Below are 848 nucleotides of genomic sequence, written 5' to 3'. Positions count from 1 at the left end.
TTGTGCGGGTGGTCTCCGGTGGTTCGGATGTGGTGGGTGAGGTGTATGGGCGGGTCCTTGAGGTCCTGGAGCGGGTGCAGGCCTGGGTGGCGGACGAGGGTCTCGCGGGTGAGCGGCTGGTGGTGGTGACCCGGGGTGCTGTCGATGCGGGTGGTGGTGTGCGGGACATGGCGGGGGCTGCGGTGTGGGGTCTGGTGCGGTCCGCGCAGTCGGAGAATCCGGGGCGGCTGGTGCTGGTGGACACCGATGACCTGGATGGTGTGGACGGTCTGCTTCCCGGGGTGCTGGCTCTGGGTGAGGAGCAGGTGGTGGTGCGGTCGGGTGCGGTGCGGGTGCCGCGTCTGGGCCGGGTGCCGGTTTCGGGTGACGCTGCGGGGTCGGGGGTGTTCGGCGCGGGCGCGGTGCTCGTGACGGGTGGTACGGGTGTTCTGGGTGGTTTGGTGGCCCGGCATCTGGTGGCCCGGCATGGGGTGAGGAAGCTGGTGTTGCTGTCTCGCCGTGGTGCGGAGGCCGAGGGCGCGTCGGAGTTGCGGGCGGAGCTGGAGGCGTCCGGGGCTGAGGTGGTGATCGCGGCGTGTGACGCGGCGGATCGCCGGGCTTTGGCTGGGGTGTTGTCGGGGTTGCCGGCGGGCTTCGCGTTGAGTGGTGTGGTGCATGCGGCGGGTGTGCTGGATGACGGGTTGCTGACGTCGTTGACGCGTGAGCGGGTTGAGCCGGTGTTGCGGGCGAAGGTGGACGCGGCATGGAACCTGCATGAGTTGACGGCGGGGTTGGACCTGTCGGCGTTCGTGCTGTTCTCCTCGGCGGCGGGCACGTTGGGCGGGCCGGGCCAGGGAAGCTACGCGGCG

Annotated in this window: 1 protein-coding gene; it reads left to right on the top strand. The window is 70.8% G+C overall.

The features are described from left to right. Positions 1-848, top strand: an 848-nt coding sequence (locus tag IG74_RS0144795) for a beta-ketoacyl reductase (RefSeq protein WP_030689644.1), incomplete at both ends; no start/stop codon positions are given.

The organism is Streptomyces sp. NRRL B-1347, from assembly GCF_000720325.1.
Lineage (GTDB): Bacteria > Actinomycetota > Actinomycetes > Streptomycetales > Streptomycetaceae > Streptomyces.
This window is presented reverse-complemented; position numbering and strand designations above follow the sequence as displayed.